The 1643-nt window shown below is 74.3% G+C and carries 2 protein-coding genes; both read right to left on the reverse strand.

Annotated features, from left to right (window positions below; all coding sequences use genetic code 11):
- Positions 1–1118: ABC transporter permease (locus tag AOQ53_RS34760; protein ID WP_148640414.1), on the reverse strand; the 1118-nt coding region annotated here is incomplete at its 3' end.
- Positions 1115–1643 (reverse strand): ATP-binding cassette domain-containing protein (locus AOQ53_RS34765; protein WP_148640415.1); only part of this gene is annotated, 529 nt, incomplete at its 5' end. The genes AOQ53_RS34765 and AOQ53_RS34760, both read right to left, overlap by 4 nt.

Genomic DNA, 1643 nt, shown 5'->3' on the forward strand with positions numbered 1-1643 from the left:
GGGGGGGGGGGGGGGGGGGGGGGGGGGGGGGGGGAGGGGGGGGGGGGGGGGGGGGGGGGGGTGGGGGGTGGTGGCGGGGGTGGCGCGGCGGGTGTGTCGCGGGCCGCGGCGCCGCCGCGCAACCGGCGGCGGGCGGCGTATCCGGCCAGGCCCACGGCGATGAGCAGGGTGCCGCCGTGGAACAGCGGCACCGTCCAGAAGTCGGCGCCCAGCTGGGCGATGCCGGTGAGGCCGACGGCCAGGACGGCGACGGCGACGACGGTGCCGAGGGCGTTGGGCCGGCCGGGTTTGATCGCCGTGGAGCCGAGCAGGGCGCCGACGAAGGCGGGCAGCAGGTAGTCGAGGCCGACGCTCGGGTTGCCGATCTGCTGCTGGGCCGCGAGCAGCACCCCGGCGAAGCCGACGATCAGCCCCGAGGCGGCGAACGCGTAGACGGTGCAGGTGCGGGTAGGGATGCCGACCAGGTCGGCCGCACGCGGGTTCGACCCGACGACGTACAGGTACCGGCCGAGCGGCAGCCGCTCCAGCACCAGCCAGAGGACTCCCGCGAGGGCGAGCACGTAGAAGGCGGGGACCGGAAGGCCGAGGAACGTGGAGTCGTAGAGGTCGGTGAACGCGGGCGGGAGGCCCTGCGGGCCGGGGACGATCCGGCTGCCGTCGGTGATCCAGCCGGTCACGGCGTACATCATGCTGCCGGTGCCGAGGGTGGCGATGAAGGAGTCGATCCGGCCGAACTCGACGATGACGCCGTTGAGGACGCCGACGACCAGCCCTCCGGCGAGCACGGTGAGACAGGCGAGCGGCCAGGGCCAGCCCTCATTGACGACGAGCTGCATCACCATGACGTGCGCCAGTCCGAGGCCGTAGCCGATGGAGAGGTCGAACGCGCCGGTGACGATGGGCACCATGGCGGCCAGCGCGAGGACGGCCGGGATCGACTGGGTGGAGAGGATCGAGTCGACGGTGTCCAGCGTGGGGAAGGTCTCCGGCAGGGCGAGGGAGAAGACCAGGTAGAGCAGGACGGTCAGGGCGAGCAGGCCGTAGGCGCCGATGTGGTGCCCACCGGGTGCGCGCAGGCGCCCGGGGCGGGGCGAGGAGGGCGAGGGCGGTTCGGTCATGGGGTCGTCGCGGCAATGGAGGGGGGCATGGCCGAGGCCGCCCGGGTGAGCCCGGTGACGGTGAGGGCGCTGCCGCTCAGCTCGGCCGTCACGGATCCGCGGACGAAGACCAGGGTGCGCCCGCACACGCTCGCGACCTCCTCGAAGTCGGTGGACAGAAGCAGGACCGCGAGGCCCGCCGACACCGCCTCGTCGAGCAGGCGGTGGATCGCGGCCTTGGCACCGATGTCCACACTCGCGGTCGGCTCCTCGAGGATCAGCAGCCGCAGCTCCGTCCGCAGCCAGCGGCCGATCATGACTTTCTGCTGGTTCCCGCCGGAGAGCGTGGCGATGGGGGCCTCGCTGTCGCGGGGACGCACCGAGAACCGGTCGATCAGGGCGGCGGCCTGGGCGCGTTCGCGGCGGGGACCGATCCAGCGCGGCGCCGGCCGGCCGCCCGCGCGGGGATTGGCCAGGAGGTTCTCCCGCACGGTCAGTTCGGCGAGGCAGCCCTCCCGCAGCCGGTCGCCCGGCACGAAGCCGACA

This window comes from Streptomyces azureus (assembly GCF_001270025.1).
In the GTDB taxonomy this organism is placed as follows: domain Bacteria; phylum Actinomycetota; class Actinomycetes; order Streptomycetales; family Streptomycetaceae; genus Streptomyces; species Streptomyces azureus.